The sequence below is a fragment of the Nocardia sp. CA-135398 genome (assembly GCF_050955845.1).
Lineage (GTDB): Bacteria > Actinomycetota > Actinomycetes > Mycobacteriales > Mycobacteriaceae > Nocardia.
On sequence record NZ_CP192084.1, the window covers coordinates 3,423,235 to 3,441,186 of the forward strand.

Consider the following 17,952-nt stretch of genomic DNA (forward strand, 5'->3'; position numbering starts at 1 on the left):
GAGGAGACGCGGCGATGAAGACGTTCGGTGCCCGACTGCAGCACGCCATGCGGCATTTCGGGCCACTGTGCGTCGGCATCGACCCGCATCCCGGCCTGCTCGAATCGTGGGGCCTGAGCGACGATGTCGACGGTGTCGAGGCATTCGCCGAGATCTGCGTCGAGGCCTTCGACGGCCGAGTGGCGCTGATCAAACCGCAGGTCGCCTTCTTCGAGGCCTATGGTTCCGGTGGCATCGCGGTACTGGAGCGCACCATCGAGGTGCTGCGCGCCTCCGGCACCCTGGTGCTCGCCGACGCCAAGCGCGGCGATATCGGCTCCACGATGGACGCCTATGCCCGCGCCTGGCTCGGCGACGGACCGCTCGGCTCGGATGCGCTGACGGTCTCGCCGTATCTCGGATTCGGTTCGCTCGCACCGGCTTTGACACTCGCGGAGGCGAACGGCCGCGGTCTGTTCGTACTCGCGGCGACCTCGAATCCCGAAGGCGCACAGGTGCAGCTGGCACAGGCGGCGAACGGTCGCACGATCGCGCAGGCCATGGTCGACGCGGCGGCGCAGTGCAATGCGGGCCCGGAATTCGGCTCGGTCGGCATCGTGCTCGGGGCCACCCTCACCGAGGCGCCGGATCTCGCCGAGCTCAACGGCCCGATCCTGATGCCGGGCATCGGCGCGCAGGGTGGCGGTCCGGAAACCGTGCGTGAGCTGGTGCCGAAGCAGTTGTTGCACGCCGCGGTGCCGAATGTTTCGCGGGAGGTGCTCGGCGCCGGTCCGTCCGTCCCGGCACTGCGTGCCAAGGTAAGCGCCCTGCAGGAGGACTTCGCGTTCCTGCGGCGATGACGCGATGACGATTGCGGTGGACCGGCGCTTCGGCGTCGGTCCACTTCGCGTTTCGGGGGGTGGGGAGGCTGGTTGAGCGGGCATGACGTGTCATATCGAACAGCTGTGCGGCCCGCTGCGACGATTTCGGTGCCATTCGGCACCCCGGTGGCCATGGCGGCGTCCTGATCGATCTCGGGGCCAACTGGACCGGCACAGCGTGCCGTGCGTACTTGCCGCGCCGCGGTCGATATGAATGGCCGGAACCTGAAATCGGTCGTTTCCCACCTCCGACACGCGCAAGAACAACGCGACACGCGGAAAAATCCTAGAAAATTCCAGGTCGGACACGTGACCGGTTGCTGGTCCGATGCGGGATGTCGCCGCTACCATTCCGCTAACCCGCTTTCGGCAGGAAAACGCCCTGCTAGCGGGGCATTTCGCGATTTCGGCGGTAGGATCACCGCAGCGATCGACGCGCTGCGCGCATCCCGCCGGGCCCACCCCTACGACATCGGCGAATCATGCGCTGACCTGGGGGGTGGGTTCGCAATCGAGCAACGTCGTGGGTACGGTCGCTGAGACTGCTGGGTTACCGGCAGGAGTTGATGCAATGAACGATGAGACGGAGGAACCGTGGCCCTTCCCCAGCTGACTGACGAGCAGCGCGCCGCTGCTTTGGAGAAGGCGGCTGCCGCTCGCCGTGCTCGGGCGGAGCTCAAGGAGCGCCTGAAGCGTGGCGGCACCGACCTGAAGCAGGTCCTCACCGACGCCGAAACCGACGAGATCCTCGGCAAGATGAAGGTGTCGGCGCTGCTGGAGGCTCTGCCCAAGGTGGGCAAGGTCAAGGCGGCGGAAATCATGAGCGAGCTGGAGATCGCCCCCACCCGGCGTCTGCGCGGACTGGGTGATCGGCAGCGCAAGGCGCTGCTCGCCCGATTCGACTTCGCCTGACCACCAAGGTGGTCGAACACACGCGGAAGGGTCGACTGGTTGTACTGGTCGGCCCCTCGGCCGTGGGCAAGTCGACCGTGGTCCGTTGTGTCCGCGAGCGACTTCCCCACCTGGTCTTCAGCGTGTCGGCGACAACCCGGGCCCCCCGGCCCGGGGAGGTCGACGGCCGCGACTACCGGTTCGTATCCCGGGAGGAGTTCGACGCCATGATCGCGGCGGGTGAACTCCTCGAGTGGGCCGATATCCACGGGGGACTGCAGCGCTCGGGCACTCCGGCCGCACCGGTGCGGGCCGCGCTCGCCGCCGGCCTGCCGGTGCTCGTCGAGGTGGACCTCGAGGGCGCGCGGTCGGTGCGCAAGGCCATGCCGGAGGCGCTGCTGGTATTTCTCGCCCCGCCCAGCTGGGAGGAACTGGTTTCCCGACTGACCGCGCGGGGTACCGAATCAGCCGAGGTGATCGCCCGCAGGTTGGAGACCGCCAGGACGGAATTGGCGGCCTGTGACGAGTTCGACATCGTCATAGTGAACGACGAGGTGACCGACGCCTGTGAGCAGTTGGTATCGTTGTTCGTTAGCACAAATTCGAGTTCGTGACCCGCACTCTCGGAAAACCACCCAGCCCGAAGAACCGATCCCCGCAGGAGCCCTCTCAGTGAGCAGTACGGACATCAAGCCCGCGCCCGCATACGACACTCCGGTCGGCCTCACCAACCCCCCGATCGACGAGTTGCTCGAGCGCACCTCGTCCAAGTACGCGCTGGTGATCTACGCGGCCAAGCGGGCCCGTCAGATCAACGATTACTACAACCAGCTCGGCGACGGCATTCTCGAATATGTCGGCCCGCTGGTCGAGCCCGGCCTGCAGGAGAAGCCGCTGTCGGTCGCGATGCGTGAGATCCACTCCGACCTGCTCGAGCACTCCGAAGGCGAGTAACAACCACATCTAGGCCGGAGGCGTAGTGACCACACGGATCGTCGTCGGCGTCGGCGGAGGGATCGCCGCCTATAAGGCCTGTTCGATCGTGCGCCGGTTCACCGAGACCGGGCACCAGGTACGGGTGATCCCCACCGAGTCGGCGCTGCAGTTCGTCGGCAAGGCAACCTTCGAAGCGCTGTCCGGGAACCCGGTGCACACCGACGTATTCACCGATGTGCCCGAGGTGCCGCATGTGCGGTTGGGCCAGGAGGCGGACCTCGTCGTCATCGCCCCGGCCACCGCCGATCTGATGGCGCGCGCCGCACAGGGCCGTGCCGACGATCTACTCACCGCGACGTTGCTGACGGCCCGATGTCCGGTGTTGTTCGCGCCCGCTATGCATACCGAGATGTGGGAGCATCCGGCCACCGTCGCCAATGTCGCGACGCTGCGCGCGCACGGTGCGATCGTCATGGAACCCGCGTCGGGCCGCTTGACCGGCACCGATACCGGTCCCGGCCGGTTGCCCGAGCCCGAGGAGATCTTCGGGCTGGCGACGCTGCTGCTGGAACGCGCCGATGCCATCCCGCGTGATCTGGTCGGCCGCCGCGTGGTGATCACCGCGGGCGGCACCAGGGAACCGCTGGATCCGGTGCGCTTCCTCGGCAATCGCAGCTCAGGCAAGCAGGGCTACGCATTGGCCAGAGTCGCCGCGCAACGCGGCGCCCACGTCACGTTGATCGCGGGCAATACGATCGAGATGGCCGCCCCCGCCGCCGTCGACCTTGTGCACATCACCACCGCCGAACAGCTCAAGACCGCCGTCGAGAAGCACGCGCTGGGTGCGGACGCGGTGATCATGGCCGCGGCGGTCGCCGACTTCCGGCCGACCACCGTGGCCGCGGCCAAGATCAAGAAGGGCGCACATGAGCCCGACGTGATCCCGCTGACCAAAACCGACGATATTCTCGCCGGACTGGTGCAGGCGCGGCGCGACGGTCAACTACCCGGAACCGCGATCGTCGGCTTCGCCGCCGAAACCGGTGACGAACACGGCGATGTGCTCACGCACGCGCGGGCCAAACTGGCGCGCAAGGGTTGTGATCTGCTGGTCGTGAACGCGGTCGGCGAGGGTAAGGCGTTCGAGGTCGATACCAACGACGGCTGGCTACTCGGGGCCGACGGCACCGAACAGGCGCTCGACCACGGATCGAAGGCATTGCTCGCGAGCCGGGTGCTGGACGCGCTCGGTCCGCTGCTGCGCTGAGACTCGTTGTGGCGCTTGGTTTGCTGGGCACCGAGGGTGTCCGGTGGATACGCCGCCGAGTGATGGTTAGGCTGTTGTCGACCGCAACCCGGACTGGTCGATGTGTTGGAGGCTGGAGCCCCGGCCCGATATGTCGACGGATTTCAATAGTCTGAGACAGTTGCCTGTCGTCGGCCCCGTCGCGTCGGTGGTTTGGAATAGTCTGAATGAAGGGTTGTGCGGTGGCCGCATCGCGTTACCGTCGCAATCCGATACGAGTAACCCGTTGAGGGAGAGGGAAGAACTGTGCCCACGTCTGGCAGCCGCCTTTTCACCAGTGAGTCCGTGACCGAAGGTCATCCGGACAAAATCTGTGACGCCATCAGCGATTCCATCCTCGACGCACTGCTCGCGGCGGATCCGCGCAGCCGGGTCGCGGTGGAAACTCTCGTTACCACCGGCCAAGTCCACGTCGCGGGTGAGGTCACCACATCGGCTTATGCGGATATTCCGAAAATCGTCCGCGAAAAGGTTCTGGAAATCGGATACGACTCGTCGGCAAAGGGTTTCGACGGTAATTCCTGCGGTGTGAATATTGCGATCGGTGCGCAGTCGCCGGATATCGCACAGGGCGTCGACACCTCGCACGAGGCGCGCACCGCCGGATCGGACGACGAGATCGAGCGGCAGGGCGCGGGTGACCAGGGCCTGATGTTCGGCTACGCCAACACCGACACTCCCGAGCTGATGCCGCTGCCGATCGCACTCGCGCACCGGCTTTCGCGTCGGCTGACCGAGGTCCGCAAGTCCGGCGTGCTGCCGTACCTGCGTCCCGACGGTAAGACCCAGGTCACCATCGAATACGACGGCGACCGTCCGGTCCGCTTGGATACCGTCGTGATCTCCACCCAGCACGCCGCCGATATCGACCTGGACAACTTGCTGGCGCCCGATATCCGCGAGAAGGTCGTCGACGTGGTGCTCGCCGATCTCGACCTGCCCGCACCGCTGGATGTCTCCGATATTCGCCTGCTGGTGAACCCCACCGGCAAGTTCGTCCTCGGTGGCCCGATGGGCGATGCGGGCCTGACCGGCCGCAAGATCATCGTCGACACCTACGGTGGCATGGCGCGTCACGGTGGCGGCGCGTTCTCCGGCAAGGATCCGTCGAAGGTGGACCGCTCGGCCGCCTACGCCATGCGCTGGGTCGCCAAGAATGTGGTCGCGGCCGGACTTGCCGACCGGGTCGAGGTCCAGGTCGCCTACGCCATCGGTAAGGCCGCACCGGTCGGCCTGTTCGTCGAAACCTTCGGCACCGAGCAGGTCGATCCGGCGCGCATCGCCACGGCAATCACCGAGGTCTTCGATCTGCGCCCAGGCGCGATCATCCGCGACCTCGACCTGCTGCGCCCGATCTACGCGCCGACCGCCGCGTACGGCCACTTCGGTCGCACCGACGTCGACCTGCCCTGGGAGCACACCGACCGCGCTGACAAACTGCGCGCCGCCACTGGCCTGTAGGAGTAGCCGAAATGGATATGCCGACCTGCCCTGGGAGGCTCTGCCTGATGCGGGCGGACAAACTGCGCGCGGCCACCGGCCTGTAGTTCTGACGAGGCCGCGTGCACCAACCCACAGCGGACCTCACCGCTATGGCTCCCGCGGATGCCGGAGCCGCGGCGACGCACGACTCGACAGCAGCGGGACACCCGATCGCCAGGGTGCTCCCGCTGCTGTCGCCTGCGCATCTTGACCGCGACTTCGACTATCTGGTCCCGCCTGAGCTGGATGAGATCGCCCAACCCGGCGTCCGCGTCCGCGTCCGCTTCGCTGGCCGCCTCGTCGACGGGTATCTGCTGGCCCGCCTGTCGCACAGCGACCACACCGGCAAAATGGTCAAACTCGAACGCGTGGTCTCCGCCGAACGCGTCCTGACCCCGGAAATCCTGCGACTCGCCACCGCCGTAGCCGCCCGCTACGCGGGCACCCGCGCGGACGTCCTGCGCCTGGCGATTCCGCCGCGGCATGCGCGCACCGAGAACGGTGGCTCGAAGAAGTCGGCCGAACCCGCAGAGCCGCAGCAAGATTCGGCGGACTCGACTGATGGCGGCTCCGACAGGTCTACTGCTCCAACGACGCAGGCGCCGACTCCGTCGCGCGGGCCGACCCGCGCATCCGAAACCTTGCGCGCGCCGCTCGATAGCGAACTCGCCGACGATTCCGCAGTGGAACCGGCCGTGGCCGCATCGGCGGCGCGCGGTTCGTCGTCGCCGGATCCCGCGCCGGTGAACGACTCGGTGGCGTCGCACGCTGAGGCCGTCGGGCCTGCCGAAACTCTGAATGCCGCAGCGGCCGTGGGGGATTCCGGTGGCCTGCGGCCGGTGGCTGATGCTGCTACAGCGGCCGAAGCTGGCGGATCCGCTACGTCCGTTGATGCGGTCGCACAGCATGACCATTGGACGGCGCGGGGCGAGTCGGTCGACCTTGCACGGGGGCCCAGTACCGGTTCGGTGCCTGCGCGGTCGGCAGAAGGTGTGGCGGCCGCTGAAGCTGGGGATCCGCTGTCGGATTCGGTCGAAGCGTTGGCGGATTCTGGTGCCGTGCCGTTGATAGGGCCGGAGGGGGCAGGTTCTGCTGATGCTGCCAACGGGGTAGGTGCGGACTCGGCGGGGGCTGGGGCGCAGCCGCTGTCGGATTCGATCGAAGGGACGGCGGATTCTGGTGCCGTGCCGTCGATACAGCCGGAGGCAGCTTCTGCCGATGCTGCCAACGCAGTAGGTGCGGACTCGGCGGGGGCTGGGACGGATCCGCTGTCGGATTCGGTCGAATCGGCGACGGATTCTGGTGCCGTGACTTCGGCAGGGCAGGCTGGTGCTGGTGCTGGTGCTGGTGCTGGTGCTGCCGATGCCGCCGCCGGAGCAGGGGACGCCACGCAGGAGGGCGTGCCCGTCGTAGATGCGGCGGAATCGGCGGATGTCGCTGCGGCGCTGGCTGATTCGAGCAGCGGAAGGATGCCGAACGGGATCGATCTCCGGCCGTGGGAGCGGTACATCCATGGGACGGCGTTTGTGTCGGCGCTGGGGCAGGGGAAAGGGGTGCGGGCGGGGTGGCAGGCGGTGCCGGGGGAGGATTGGGCGCGGCGGTTGGCGGAATTGGCGGCGGTTGTCGTCGGACGGGGGCGCAGTGCGATTCTGATGGTTCCGGATCAGCGGGATCTGGATCGGGTGTTGGCGGAATGTGTTCGGCTGGTGGGGGATTCGGCGATCGGATTGGCTGCTGGGTTGGGACCGGCGGCGCGGTATCGGCGGTGGTTGGCGGCATTGCGGGGGACCGCGCGGGTGATTGTGGGGACGCGCAGTGCGGTGTTCGCGCCCGCTGTCGATCTCGGGTTGATCGCGATCTGGGATGACGGGGACGACACCTATGCCGAGCCGCGGGCGCCGTATCCGCATGCGCGCGAAGTCGCGATGCTGCGGGCACATGAGACCGGTGCGGCATTCGTCGCGGCGGGATTCGCACGGACGGCGGAGATCCAGGCGGTGGTCGATTCGGGGTGGGCGCATGACCTGGTCGCCGATCGTGCTGTGGTGCGGAAATTTTCGCCGCGCATCAGTGCGCCGGGTGACTCGGATATCGCGATGGAGCGCGACCCGGTGGCGCGGGCGGTTCGCATTCCGGCCGTTGGTTACGCCGCCGCGCGATCCGCACTGAAGGAAGGTGCGGCGGTGCTGGTGCAGGTGCCGCGGCGTGGATACATTCCGGCACTGGCCTGCGCGAAATGCCGTACGCCCGCGCGATGTCGGCATTGCAACGGCCCACTTGCCCTGCCGGACGGGCGAGCCGGGCATCGCGGCGAGACCGCGCATAGTCCCGCGTGCCGCTGGTGCGGAATCACCGAGGCCGCATTCCGCTGTCCGGCTTGCGCTTCCAGGGCGCTGCGTGCGGTGGTGATCGGCGCGGCCCGTACCGCCGAGGAACTCGGTCGTGCGTTCCCCGGTGTGCCGATTCGCGGATCCAGTGGCGGCGCGATGCTCGACACGGTGGAACCGGGTCCGCAGGTGATCGTCGCGACCGTCGGCGCGGAGCCGGTGCTGCCCGGCGGCTATGGCGTCGCGCTGCTGCTCGACGGTTGGGCACTACTGAGTCGCGCGGACCTGCGCGCCGCCGAGGACACGCTGCGCCGCTGGATGTCCGCGGCCACCCTGGTGCGCAATCATGGTCAGGTCATCGTCATGGCCGAACCCTCGCTACCCACGGTCCAGGCGCTGCTGCGCTGGGACCCGCTCGGCCACGCTCGTGCCGAGGTGGACAGCCGCGCCGAGGTCGGGTTCCCACCCGCCGTGCGCATGGCCGCTATCGACGGCACCTCCGACTCCATCTCCGAATTGCTCTCCGCCGCAAAGCTTCCCGACAATGTCGACGTCCTCGGCCCGGTGCCCCTTCCACCCGGCGCCCGCAAACCGTTCGACAGCGGTGATACCCCCGCGGAAGTCGAACGCATGCTCCTGCGCGTCCACCGCACCTCCGGCGCCGCCCTGGCCCGCGCCCTCACCGCCGCCCAGGCGGTCCGCAGCACTCACCGCTCCGATGCGCCGCTCCGGGTCCAAATCGACCCGGTCGACATCGGCTGAGCCCCGAACCAGAGCCTGGCGCTGATCGTCGCCGACCACTGGCCCAGAGCAGGACCGAACAGTGCGTATCGCGCGGATAGCGTCGCCCTCCGCGAGGATGCGGACATGGTCTCAACAGATCGAAAGAGGCTGCGACTGGCCGGTTTTCGTGCGACTGACCTGAGCGCCCGCGATATCGAACAAGCCGTACGCGACTGAGGCTAGTCGAGCAGAACGATCCGCATGGCGCGGAGTTCACCCGTGGACCGATGGCACCCGGAGACCAGGCGGGGATCGCTGCCCGTGATGCGCTCCGGGGGCCGCGGCGCGATGATCTCGACAGCGAGCTGCTCGCCCTCGGCGTCGATGCGCGAGAATCGCAAGGGCGAGCAGCACATCCGGATCACTGGCCAGGGTCAGCCGAAGATGGCCCGATTGCGTCGCGCCCATTCGGCATACGATGTCGCTGGCCGCCCGAGTACCCGTTCGACATCGGCGCTGACCTGCTGCTCGGCAGGCATCGGCGTGCCGAGGATATCGAGCGTGCCATCCGCGACATCCTCCGGCATGAATCGCAACATGCCGGAACGCGCCTGCTCGCGGGTCAATTCGACGAACCGCAGCGCGGTTCCCAACGCATCTTCGACGGCATGAGCCTGCTGGCGCGGACTGATCGCGGCGGGTCCGGTCAGTTCGTAGGTCCGTCCGGAATACCCATCCGTGCGCAATACGGTCGCGGCGACTTCGGCGATATCGCCGGGATCGATGGCGGGCAGTGCGATATCGGCGAAGGGGGCGGCAATCATCTGCTCGGCTCGGATCGTCTCGATCCATGCGTAGGTGTTGGAGAAGAATCCGGTGGGCCGCAGGATCGTCCAGTCCAACTCCGATCGCCGCAGCGCGGACTCGAACGCATGCAGTCGCGCATGGGAGGCGAGTCCGGGCCGGGTGCCCGTCGCCTGCGACGAAAGCAGCACCACCTTCTTGACCCCACCCGTCGCCGCGACCTCGATGAACCGTGCCGGATCCGGTCCGGTCACCAATTGGGGTCCGGTCAGCAGCAGGAAGAGCGCATCAGCGTTTTCGACTGCGGGGGAGAGGCTTTCGGGATCTGCCAGATCGGCCCGCCGATGCCGCACGCCTGCAGGCAGTGCGATGTCTCGATTGCCGCGCGATACGGCCGTCACCTGCTCGTCGGCGGCGACGAGGTGCTGCACGAGGGTGCGTCCGATATTGCCGGTCGCTCCGGTCACTACGATCACGTTCACTCCTGAGTTAGTTGACTGACTGAATCGACCGTAGTCGACGGACCGGGAGCTTGTCTATAGTTAGTTGTGTGACTAACTCAGTCGAAGGTCGGCGCACGACATCCAAGGCGGGCAAGCGTGAACGCCTCGCCGCCGCGGCCGCCCAGGTGTTCCACGAGCAGGGCGTCGAGAAGACGACCATCGCCGATATCGCGCGGGCCGCCGAGGTTCCGCTCGGCAATGTGTACTACTACTTCAAGACCAAGGATCAGCTGGTCGAGGCGGCACTCGGCGCGCACGCGCAGACGCTGCAGGAGTTGATCGTCGCCCTGGAAAGCTATGACGAGCCGCGAGATCGGCTGAAGGCGTTGGTCCGCGGCTGGGTCGACCAGCGCGACCGTGCCGCGCAATTCGGTTGCCCCACTGGAACTCTGGCCTCGGAGCTGGGTAAACGTGGCGACGGGCTGGAGCTGGCGTCAGCGACGAGTATTCGCACGCTGCTCGACTGGATCGAGCGGCAGTTCGCCGCGATGGGCCGCGTGGACGCGGGAGAGCTCGCGGTTGCGCTGTTCGCCGCCTACCAGGGGATCTCCTTGCTGACCAACACCTTCCGCGATCCGGAACTCATGGTGACCGAGGGGCATCGGCTGGCGCGTTGGATCGATTCGCTTGCGCCATAACGGCGTTATGGTGCCGCTGGGTTCGCGGTCCGCAAACCGTTGCGGCGCTGGGGGCGCCGCCGATTCCGGGCGGACCATCCGGGATCGGACCTCCCGGCGACCTTCGATATCCGCGTGGCCGCCCAGATGATGGCGACAAGCCGGTTGCGCCTCCCCGTGCGCCTGCTGCTCTGGGCGAATTCGTGATCGGCGAAGCGCCGCCCGGTCTCCAGGACACCGGCCGGATAGCCCTTCTCGGCTGGTCGGCCGGATTCAGGGCGGCCGGTCGGTTCGTGTTGCCCATCACTCTTGCGTGCGATGCATTGCCGATATATCGTCGATAGCGTGAGATATACACGAGAGCCCCAGGAGGCTGATATGGAAAACATCGAATACGGAGAATTCAGAGGTCGTGGTCGCTGGCGGAAGCCAGGGCACGACGGGGGTGACGCCGGTCATCGCCAGCATCGCCGCGGTGGGCGGCACGGGTTCGGGCCCGAGTTCGGACCGGGCTTCGGTCCTGGTTTCGGGCCCGGCTTCGGTCCGGGATTCGGACGTGGGCGCGGCCGCGGTGGCCGGGGCAGGCGCGGTGACGTGCGTGCCGCGGTGTTGTTGCTGCTCACCGAGCGTCCGATGCACGGCTACGAGCTGATCCAGCAGATCAGGGACCGTAGCGACGACGTCTGGCGTCCGAGCCCGGGGTCCATCTACCCGGCGCTCGCGCAGCTCGAGGACGAGGGTCTGGTGCTCATCGAGAAGGTCGCGGGTCGCAAGACCGCGAAGCTCACCGACGCGGGCGAGACCTATGTCACCGAGCATCGGGATGAACTCGGCGATCCTTGGGCCGATGTGAAGGAGGACGTCGGCGCCCAGGCGATGGATCTGCGCGCGCTCATCGGACAGCTGATGGGTGCGGCCGCCCAGGTCGCGGCGGCCGGTACTCCGCAGCAGGCGACTCGGGCCGCGGAGGTGCTCACCGAGGCGCGTAAGTCGTTATACCGCATTCTCGCCGAGGACGACTCCCCCGAAAAGTGATGGCAATGTGAAACATCGCCTGAGCGTGCACTTTTCGAGCCGATCGGGTACATCATTGTGATATGGAACAGCCGAGTGGGTCGTGGGGTTGGGGAGTATCACAGTTCGGGCGTGTGGTGTCTGCCGGTGTCCTGGCCGGAGTCGTCTTTTTCGGCTCCGGCGCGGCGCCGATGGCGGGCGCCGAACCAGCAGATCCCGCGCCGGTGAGTGCGCAGGTCGCCGGATATCGCCCGCCGGATGTACCCACCCAGGCCGGTCCGTCCCAATCGGACCATCTGGCCGCGGCGGTGTACCAGAAGGCGCACAAGAACGTGGCCCCGGCCGGTACCAACAACTTCGACTGCAAGCCGACCGGTGACCATCCTCGCCCGGTCGTCCTGGCACACGGCACCGATTCCTCGGCGTACTCCGACTGGGCGGCCATCGGTCCGCAGATCTCGGCCCTCGGCTTCTGTGTCTTCGCACTCAACTACGGCGGTGCACCCGGCAAGGACACCTGGGGCACCGAGGACATCGTGGTGAGCGCCTACCAGTTCGGCGCATTCGTCGATCAGGTACTGGCCGCCACCAATGCCACCCAGGTCGATATCGTCGGATTTTCCCAGGGCGCCAACGTCACTCGCTACTACGTGAACAAGCTCGGTGGCGCGCCGAAGGTCGGTCAGTGGATCGGTCTCGCATCGCCGAGCTACGGCGGGGTGATGTACGGACTGGTGCCGGTGGCGCAGTCGATTCCGGGCGCGCTGCAGGCCTTCGCGCAGGTCACCTCACTCGCGGCGGTGCAGCAAGTACAGGGGTCGCCGCTGATGGTCGAACTCAACGCGGGCGGTGACACCGTGCCCGGCCCGCACTATGTGACCATCGGCAGCCGCGTCGACGAGATGATCCAGCCTTTCAGCAATATCGCACTACACGGCCCGAACGTGCAGAACATCGCACTGCAGGACGAATGCGCAATCGATCAGACCGGTCACTTCCATATGGTCTACGACCCATTCGTGCAGGAGCTGCTGCTGCGGACCCTGGACCCGGTCCACGCACCCGCTCCGACGTGTCGGGAGGTGCCGCTCGGCACCGGCATCCCCGAGGTCATCATCGCCGGACATTCCTGACGGCCGCGGCTCGGCAACCGGGCGGAGGGTATTCGATCCGCCGCCCGTTCTGCTGTCCATGTCGGACTTACGCCGTATGGGAGGATGCGTAGGTGCCCGCCGAAGCCGAGTCTCGAATCCCGTTGAGCCGGATGCGAGTACTTTCCGCGGCGATCGGCGTCGCCGACGAGAGTGGTATCGAAGCGCTGACGATGCGTCGGTTGGCGGAACTGCTCGGGGTCGAGGCGATGTCGCTGTATCACCACGTAGCCAATAAGGAAGACGTGCTGGATGGCGTGGTCGACGTCATCGTGGGGGAGATCAATCAGGTCGTTGCCGAGATCGACATGCCCGCTGTCGGGGCCGCGTGGAAGCAGGCCGTGCGGCAGCGGATTCTCTCCGCGCGCGCGGTGCTGCTCCGGCATCCGTGGGCGCCCGGTGTGTTCCAGACCCGGACCAATACCAGCCAGGCAGTGCTGCGCTACTACGACGGCTTGCTCGGTCTGATGCACGAAGGCGGCTTCTCCTACGACCAGACCCACCACGCGATGCATGTGCTGGGTAGTCGGGCGCTGGGTTTCGCCCAGGAGTTGTTCGATCCTGGCGACGGACCGGTCGACGCGGAGGCCATGGCCGCGCTCGACGCGATGGCCGAGGCGCTCCCGAATCTGGTCGGGATGCTGCGCGAGGTCGCACACGACGATTCGGACTCGACACTGGGCTGGTGTGATGACCAGTTCGAATTCGAATTCGCGCTCGATCTGATTCTCGACGGTCTCGACCGTTTGCGTGAGACTGCTTGATCTGCAAGGACTTCGGTCGGCGCGGCTCGCGCGACCATTGACCAGCCTTACGTCGTAAGGGTACCTTACGACGTAAGGCACATGAGTGCGCGCGGCGTCTCGGTGCCGAGATCTGAGGAGAACATGATGAAGGCCTATGTCCTTCGCGCATTCGGACCACCGGAGCGGCTGACTCTCACCGATATCGACCAGCCGGTACCCGCCGACGACGAGGTGTTGGTTCGGGTGCGCGCCACCTCGGTGCAGCCCTATGACTGGCATTTCCTGCGCGGCGAGCCGTATATCGCGCGGCTGATGGGTGGCGGCGTCGGACTGCGCAAGCCGTCCATCGCCATCCTCGGCGCCGATGTGGCGGGGGTGGTCGAAGGTATCGGCGAGGCGGTGACCGGATTCCGGCCCGGCGACGAGGTATTCGCGATGCTCAGAGGGGGTGGCTTCGCCGAGTACGTATGTGTCCGGGAAACCGAACTGGCGCCTAAGCCGAAGAACTTGTCATTCGAGCAGGCGGCCGCGGTGCCGCTGGCGGCCAATACCGCGTTGCTGGCGCTGCGTGACGAGGGACGGGTTCAGGCTGGCCAGCGGGTATTGATCAACGGCGCGTCCGGGGGTGTCGGCACGTTCGCCGTACAGCTCGCGCAGGCGTTCGGCGCGGTCGTCACCGGTGTTTGCGGCACGCGGAACCTGGAGCTGATTTGCTCACTCGGTGCGGATGCGGTAATCGATTACACCGCAGCGGATTTCACGCGTGCCGGGCAGCGTTACGACCTGCTGGTGGATATCGCGGGAAGCCGCTCGATGTCGGCATGTCGCCGCGTGCTGACTACCGAGGGCGCCTATGTCGCGGTTGGCGGCCCGGCGGGTCGTTGGCTGCAACCCGCCGGACGGATGTTCGCGGCTCTTGCGCTCGCGCCGCTCATCTCGCAGCGAGTCGCGCTGGCGGAGGTGACTCGATGCACTCGGAACAGGGAAAACCTCATGGCGCTGACCGAGCTCATCGAGAACGGAAAGATCACACCGGTCATCGACCGAACCTATCCATTCACCGAAATACCCGCGGCCGTCCGATACCAGGAGGAAGGCCACGCCACGGGAAAGGTGGTCGTGGTCAGCGACTAGCCGGTCAACCGCGCCTGCCGCGCAGGTAGTCGCTGACCACTGCGGCGCCGAGTCCGTCCAGATCCGGGGCCACCACGCGACCGCCGCTGCGGCGGGCCACCAAATCGACGAATGCGGCCAGGCTCGGGTCGTCGCCGAGCATGAAGACGGTCACCGACGCGCCCAGCTTGGCCAGGGCATCGACCTGGGCCATCGTCACGGCCAGGGTGCGCGGTGCGGTCGGCCAATTGAAGTACGCCGCACCGTTCGGCTCCAGATGCGCGGTCGGCTCGCCATCGGTCACGACGAGCACGACGGGCACCGCGTCCGGATGTCTGCGCAGATGGCGTGCGGCCAGCAGAAGTGCGTGGTGCAGGTTGGTGCCTTGCTCCCAAACGCCTTCCAGCGCAGTCAGTTCGCCGATATCGACGGTGGTGGCGTGCCGACCGAAGGTGATCAGGTTCAGCGCGTCGGAGCGAAATCGGGTGCTGATCAACTGATGCACCGCGAGGGCGGTGCGCTTCATCGGCAGCCACCTACCCTCCTGCACCATCGACCACGAGGTGTCGACGCAGAGCGCAACGGCGGCCCGGGAGCGCTGCTCGGTTTCCATGATCTCGACGTCGGACACGTCGAGTGTGACGCTGCGACTGCCCACCGACATGGAGCGCAGCACCGCGTTGCGCACGGTCCTTGGCACATCCCACGGTTCGGTATCGCCGAACTGCCATGCCCGGGTGCCGCCCGTCGGCTCGCCCGCCGCACCGGCCAGCCTGGTATCCCGCTCGCCGCGCCGAGACCGCAACTGCCCGATGACATCGCGCAGCGCGGTTTCGCCGAGTCGTCGTAAAGCCTTGGGCGTCAACCGGAGTGAGCCATCGGGTGCCCGTTCGAATACGCCCTGTCTGCGCAGTTCGCGTTCCAGTTCGGCTAGTCGGGCGGCATCCACGCTGGCGTCGTCGCCGAGTTGGCGGGCCAGGGCGTCCAGATCGATGTCCTCGAGGCTGGCGCCTGGATAGGACTGGCTGAGCTGCTCGGCGAGTGCGTCCAGTTCGGCGAGATCCTGCAGGGCCTGGGTTCCCGCGCCGAGGCCCAACGGATCGTTGCCGCGGAAGCGCTGGGCGGAGTCCCAGTCCTCGCCCGGCCGCAGCGCCCGCAGGGCGGCGTCTAGGGCGCCGACCTGCTGGGCAATGCGCGGATCGCCGAATGCCTGCCCGATCAGCTCGGCCAGTTCGGCCTGCTGTTCGGCGGACATCGAGTTCAACATGCGTTGGGCGGCGGCGGACCTGGCGGCGAGCGCGTCGATCAGCTCATCGGTATCGCGCGGATTCTCCGGGAAGAATTCGCCGTGTTCGGCCATGAATTCGGCAAACTGCTGTTCGGTGTCCTCGCCTCGTGCGTGCGCGGCGAGCAGGTCGTTCAGATCGGACAGCATCTGTCCGACGCGCTCGACATCCTCGGGTGTGGTGTTCTCCAGGGCCTGTTTCATGCCCTGGAATCGGGATTCGAGCAGTTCCTGACCGAGCAGGTCGCGGATCTTCTGGTAGTTCTCCCTGCCGGTTTCGGATCGCCACTGGTATTCGGCCAGCTCGTTGACGGCGGCCGCGGTGCTCGGCGGCAATGCGTCCAGTTGGGCTTCGGCGAATCTGGCGTCGTCGGAGGGGTCCGGAAACAGTTCGCGGCGTTCGGCTTTCAGGCCCTGCTCCAGCAGTTCACGGACCTGTTGCAGGGTGCCGTCGAGCCGGTGTCGTCGACTGATCTCCGCGCGGCGCTGCCACACCTGCCGAGTGAGCTCATCGAGCCCCCGCATTTCGCGCATACCGCGACGCAGCAGTTCCTCCAGTGCGGTGCGGGGTGAGCTGCCCTCCATCACGTCGCGGCCGATCTGGTCCAGCGCCTCGCGCAGGTCGAGTGGGGGCGCCAGTGGATCGGGTCCGTCGTGATAGGGCCCATAGGCGTAGCGGTCGGGGGCGGTCATGAGCCGTACACCGCGACGCCGTCGTCGGAATCCTTGGCTATTTGGCGGGCCAGGTAGAGGGCTTCCAGCGCGAATTCGACCGCCGAGGCGATGCGGGCGGGCGGTGCGTCGGCGCCGACGCCGAGCCGACGCGCGACCTCGTGCAGGACAGGTAGTTCCGGCAACGCGGACAGCACGTCTTTACCCGGTACACGTTCGCCGGTGGTGACCAGATGTCCGTCGCCGACCGCCTCCGCCAACGGCCGCAGGTTCAGCCCACCGAGTAGCGCACTCCCTGCCTCGGCGAACGAGCGCCGCATCAGGTGCGTGAGATGCTCCTGTTCGCGTCCCTCCTCCCCGGACTCGAATTCCAGCTTGCCGCGCAACACGGCGGGTACCGATTCCAGGTCGACCGGACGCGCGACGGCGGGACGTTCGCCGGTGAGCGCCGATCTGCGCAGTGCGGCGGCGGCCACCGTTTCGGCGGCGGCGACCGCGAATCGCGCGGACACGCCGGACCGCTGGTCGATCGCGGACGATTCGCGCAGGTGCCGCACGAACCGGGCGAGCACCTCGATCAGCGGGTCGCCGACTTCGGCCACCAGTTCGGCCTCCTGCCGGACCAGCGCCACCTCGGCCGAGACGCTCAGCGGGTAGTGGGTGCGGATCTCCGCGCCGAACCGGTCCTTCAGCGGGGTGATGATCCGGCCGCGGTTGGTGTAGTCCTCGGGGTTGGCGGTGGCGACGAGCAGCACATCGAGCGGTAGGCGCAGGGTGTAACCACGCACCTGGATATCGCGCTCCTCCATCACATTCAGCAGCGCGACCTGGATGCGTTCGGCGAGATCGGGCAGTTCGTTGACGGCGACGATGCCGCGGTGGGCGCGCGGTACGAGTCCGAAGTGGATGGTCTCCGGATCGCCGAGGCTGCGGCCCTCGGCGACCTTGACCGGGTCGACATCGCCGATCAGGTCACCGACGGAGGTATCCGGCGTGGCGAGTTTCTCCGCGTAGCGCTCGGAGCGGTGCCGCCAGGTGACCGGGAGATCGTCGCCCAATTCCTCGGCCATTCGACGACCGGCCGGGCTGATCGGTGCGAGCGGATGCTCGCCGAGTTCGGTACCCGCGATGACCGGTGTCCACTCGTCGAGCAGGCCGATCATGGTGCGCAGCAGCCGGGTCTTGCCCTGGCCGCGCTCGCCGAGCAGTACGACGTCGTGGCCCGCCAGCAGCGCGCGTTCCAGCTGCGGCAGTACCGTTCGATCGAAGCCGACGATGCCCGGCCACGGATCGTCGCCGGAACCCAACCGGGACAACAGGTTCTCGCGAATCTCGGACTTCACGCTGCGCGGCAGATGGCCGCCCGCGCGCAACTCGCCGACGGTGGTCGGCAGGTGCTCAGGAACAATCACCCCATCGACGCTACGTCGGTTCGGCGATGCGGTCGACGTTGTGCCGCGCTCGGAAACAAGCCGGAAATAAGGTTGACAAGCGCTGGCGGCCGCCACTCGGCCGCCGCCGA

At 67.2% G+C, this 17,952-nt stretch carries 16 protein-coding genes; 12 read left to right on the forward strand and 4 right to left on the reverse strand.

Annotated elements, in window-relative coordinates:
* The first annotated feature begins 14 nt into the window (after positions 1-14).
* The 7 genes from pyrF (at position 15) to ACQP1T_RS15175 (ending at position 8,564) form a co-directional block, all read left to right on the forward strand.
* The gene (pyrF, locus tag ACQP1T_RS15145; protein ID WP_433760856.1) at positions 15-839 is read left to right on the forward strand and encodes an orotidine-5'-phosphate decarboxylase; all 825 of its coding nucleotides are present in this window, start codon (positions 15-17) and stop codon (positions 837-839) included.
* A 615-nt stretch (positions 840-1,454) separates the two neighbouring features.
* The gene (mihF, locus tag ACQP1T_RS15150) at positions 1,455-1,772 is read left to right on the forward strand and encodes an integration host factor, actinobacterial type (protein WP_062993489.1); all 318 of its coding nucleotides are present in this window, start codon (positions 1,455-1,457) and stop codon (positions 1,770-1,772) included.
* 8 nt (positions 1,773-1,780) lie between these two features.
* A complete protein-coding gene (gene gmk, locus ACQP1T_RS15155; protein ID WP_433760858.1) occupies positions 1,781-2,365 on the forward strand; it encodes a guanylate kinase in 585 nt (194 codons plus the stop codon).
* A gap of 58 nt (positions 2,366-2,423) precedes the next feature.
* On the forward strand, positions 2,424-2,705 hold the full coding sequence (gene rpoZ, locus ACQP1T_RS15160) for a DNA-directed RNA polymerase subunit omega (RefSeq protein ID WP_040692158.1): 282 nt from the start codon (positions 2,424-2,426) through the stop codon (positions 2,703-2,705).
* Positions 2,706-2,730: 25 nt separating this feature from the next.
* The gene (coaBC, locus tag ACQP1T_RS15165; RefSeq protein ID WP_433760860.1) at positions 2,731-3,954 is read left to right on the forward strand and encodes a bifunctional phosphopantothenoylcysteine decarboxylase/phosphopantothenate--cysteine ligase CoaBC; all 1,224 of its coding nucleotides are present in this window, start codon (positions 2,731-2,733) and stop codon (positions 3,952-3,954) included.
* A 285-nt stretch (positions 3,955-4,239) separates the two neighbouring features.
* Positions 4,240-5,454: a methionine adenosyltransferase gene (gene metK / locus ACQP1T_RS15170; RefSeq protein ID WP_433760862.1), complete on the forward strand. Its 1,215-nt coding sequence runs from the start codon at positions 4,240-4,242 to the stop codon at positions 5,452-5,454.
* Between the two features lie 131 nt (positions 5,455-5,585).
* On the forward strand, positions 5,586-8,564 hold the full coding sequence (locus ACQP1T_RS15175) for a hypothetical protein (protein ID WP_433762208.1): 2,979 nt from the start codon (positions 5,586-5,588) through the stop codon (positions 8,562-8,564).
* A gap of 200 nt (positions 8,565-8,764) precedes the next feature.
* On the opposite strand, the gene ACQP1T_RS15180 is transcribed toward ACQP1T_RS15175, so the two are convergent.
* Together ACQP1T_RS15180 and ACQP1T_RS15185 are read right to left on the reverse strand one after the other, a co-directional pair.
* On the reverse strand, positions 8,765-8,926 hold the full coding sequence (locus tag ACQP1T_RS15180; RefSeq protein WP_433760863.1) for a hypothetical protein: 162 nt from the start codon (positions 8,924-8,926) through the stop codon (positions 8,765-8,767).
* A 33-nt stretch (positions 8,927-8,959) separates the two neighbouring features.
* A complete protein-coding gene (locus ACQP1T_RS15185) occupies positions 8,960-9,805 on the reverse strand; it encodes an NAD(P)H-binding protein (RefSeq protein ID WP_433760864.1) in 846 nt (281 codons plus the stop codon).
* A 74-nt stretch (positions 9,806-9,879) separates the two neighbouring features.
* On the opposite strand from ACQP1T_RS15185, the gene ACQP1T_RS15190 reads away from it, so the two are divergent.
* The 5 genes from ACQP1T_RS15190 to ACQP1T_RS15210 all read left to right on the forward strand — a co-directional run bounded on the left by ACQP1T_RS15190 (position 9,880) and on the right by ACQP1T_RS15210 (position 14,494).
* Positions 9,880-10,470, forward strand: coding sequence for a TetR/AcrR family transcriptional regulator (locus ACQP1T_RS15190; protein ID WP_433760866.1), 591 nt, complete (start codon positions 9,880-9,882; stop codon positions 10,468-10,470).
* A gap of 357 nt (positions 10,471-10,827) precedes the next feature.
* On the forward strand, positions 10,828-11,484 hold the full coding sequence (locus ACQP1T_RS15195; protein WP_433760868.1) for a PadR family transcriptional regulator: 657 nt from the start codon (positions 10,828-10,830) through the stop codon (positions 11,482-11,484).
* A 170-nt stretch (positions 11,485-11,654) separates the two neighbouring features.
* A complete protein-coding gene (locus tag ACQP1T_RS15200; RefSeq protein WP_433762210.1) occupies positions 11,655-12,596 on the forward strand; it encodes an esterase/lipase family protein in 942 nt (313 codons plus the stop codon).
* A 92-nt stretch (positions 12,597-12,688) separates the two neighbouring features.
* A complete protein-coding gene (locus ACQP1T_RS15205; RefSeq protein ID WP_433760869.1) occupies positions 12,689-13,378 on the forward strand; it encodes a TetR/AcrR family transcriptional regulator C-terminal domain-containing protein in 690 nt (229 codons plus the stop codon).
* 81 nt (positions 13,379-13,459) lie between these two features.
* Positions 13,460-14,494 (forward strand): NAD(P)-dependent alcohol dehydrogenase, encoded by a 1,035-nt coding sequence (locus ACQP1T_RS15210; protein ID WP_433760871.1) that lies wholly within the window; start codon positions 13,460-13,462, stop codon positions 14,492-14,494.
* Positions 14,495-14,498: 4 nt separating this feature from the next.
* On the opposite strand, the gene ACQP1T_RS15215 is transcribed toward ACQP1T_RS15210, so the two are convergent.
* The gene (locus ACQP1T_RS15215) at positions 14,499-16,451 is read right to left on the reverse strand and encodes a hypothetical protein (RefSeq protein ID WP_433760873.1); all 1,953 of its coding nucleotides are present in this window, start codon (positions 16,449-16,451) and stop codon (positions 14,499-14,501) included.
* Positions 16,448-17,842, reverse strand: a complete 1,395-nt coding sequence (locus ACQP1T_RS15220; protein ID WP_433760875.1) for a sigma 54-interacting transcriptional regulator — start codon at positions 17,840-17,842, stop codon at positions 16,448-16,450. Before ACQP1T_RS15220 ends, ACQP1T_RS15215 begins: the two co-directional genes overlap by 4 nt.
* Positions 17,843-17,952: the final 110 nt, after the last annotated feature.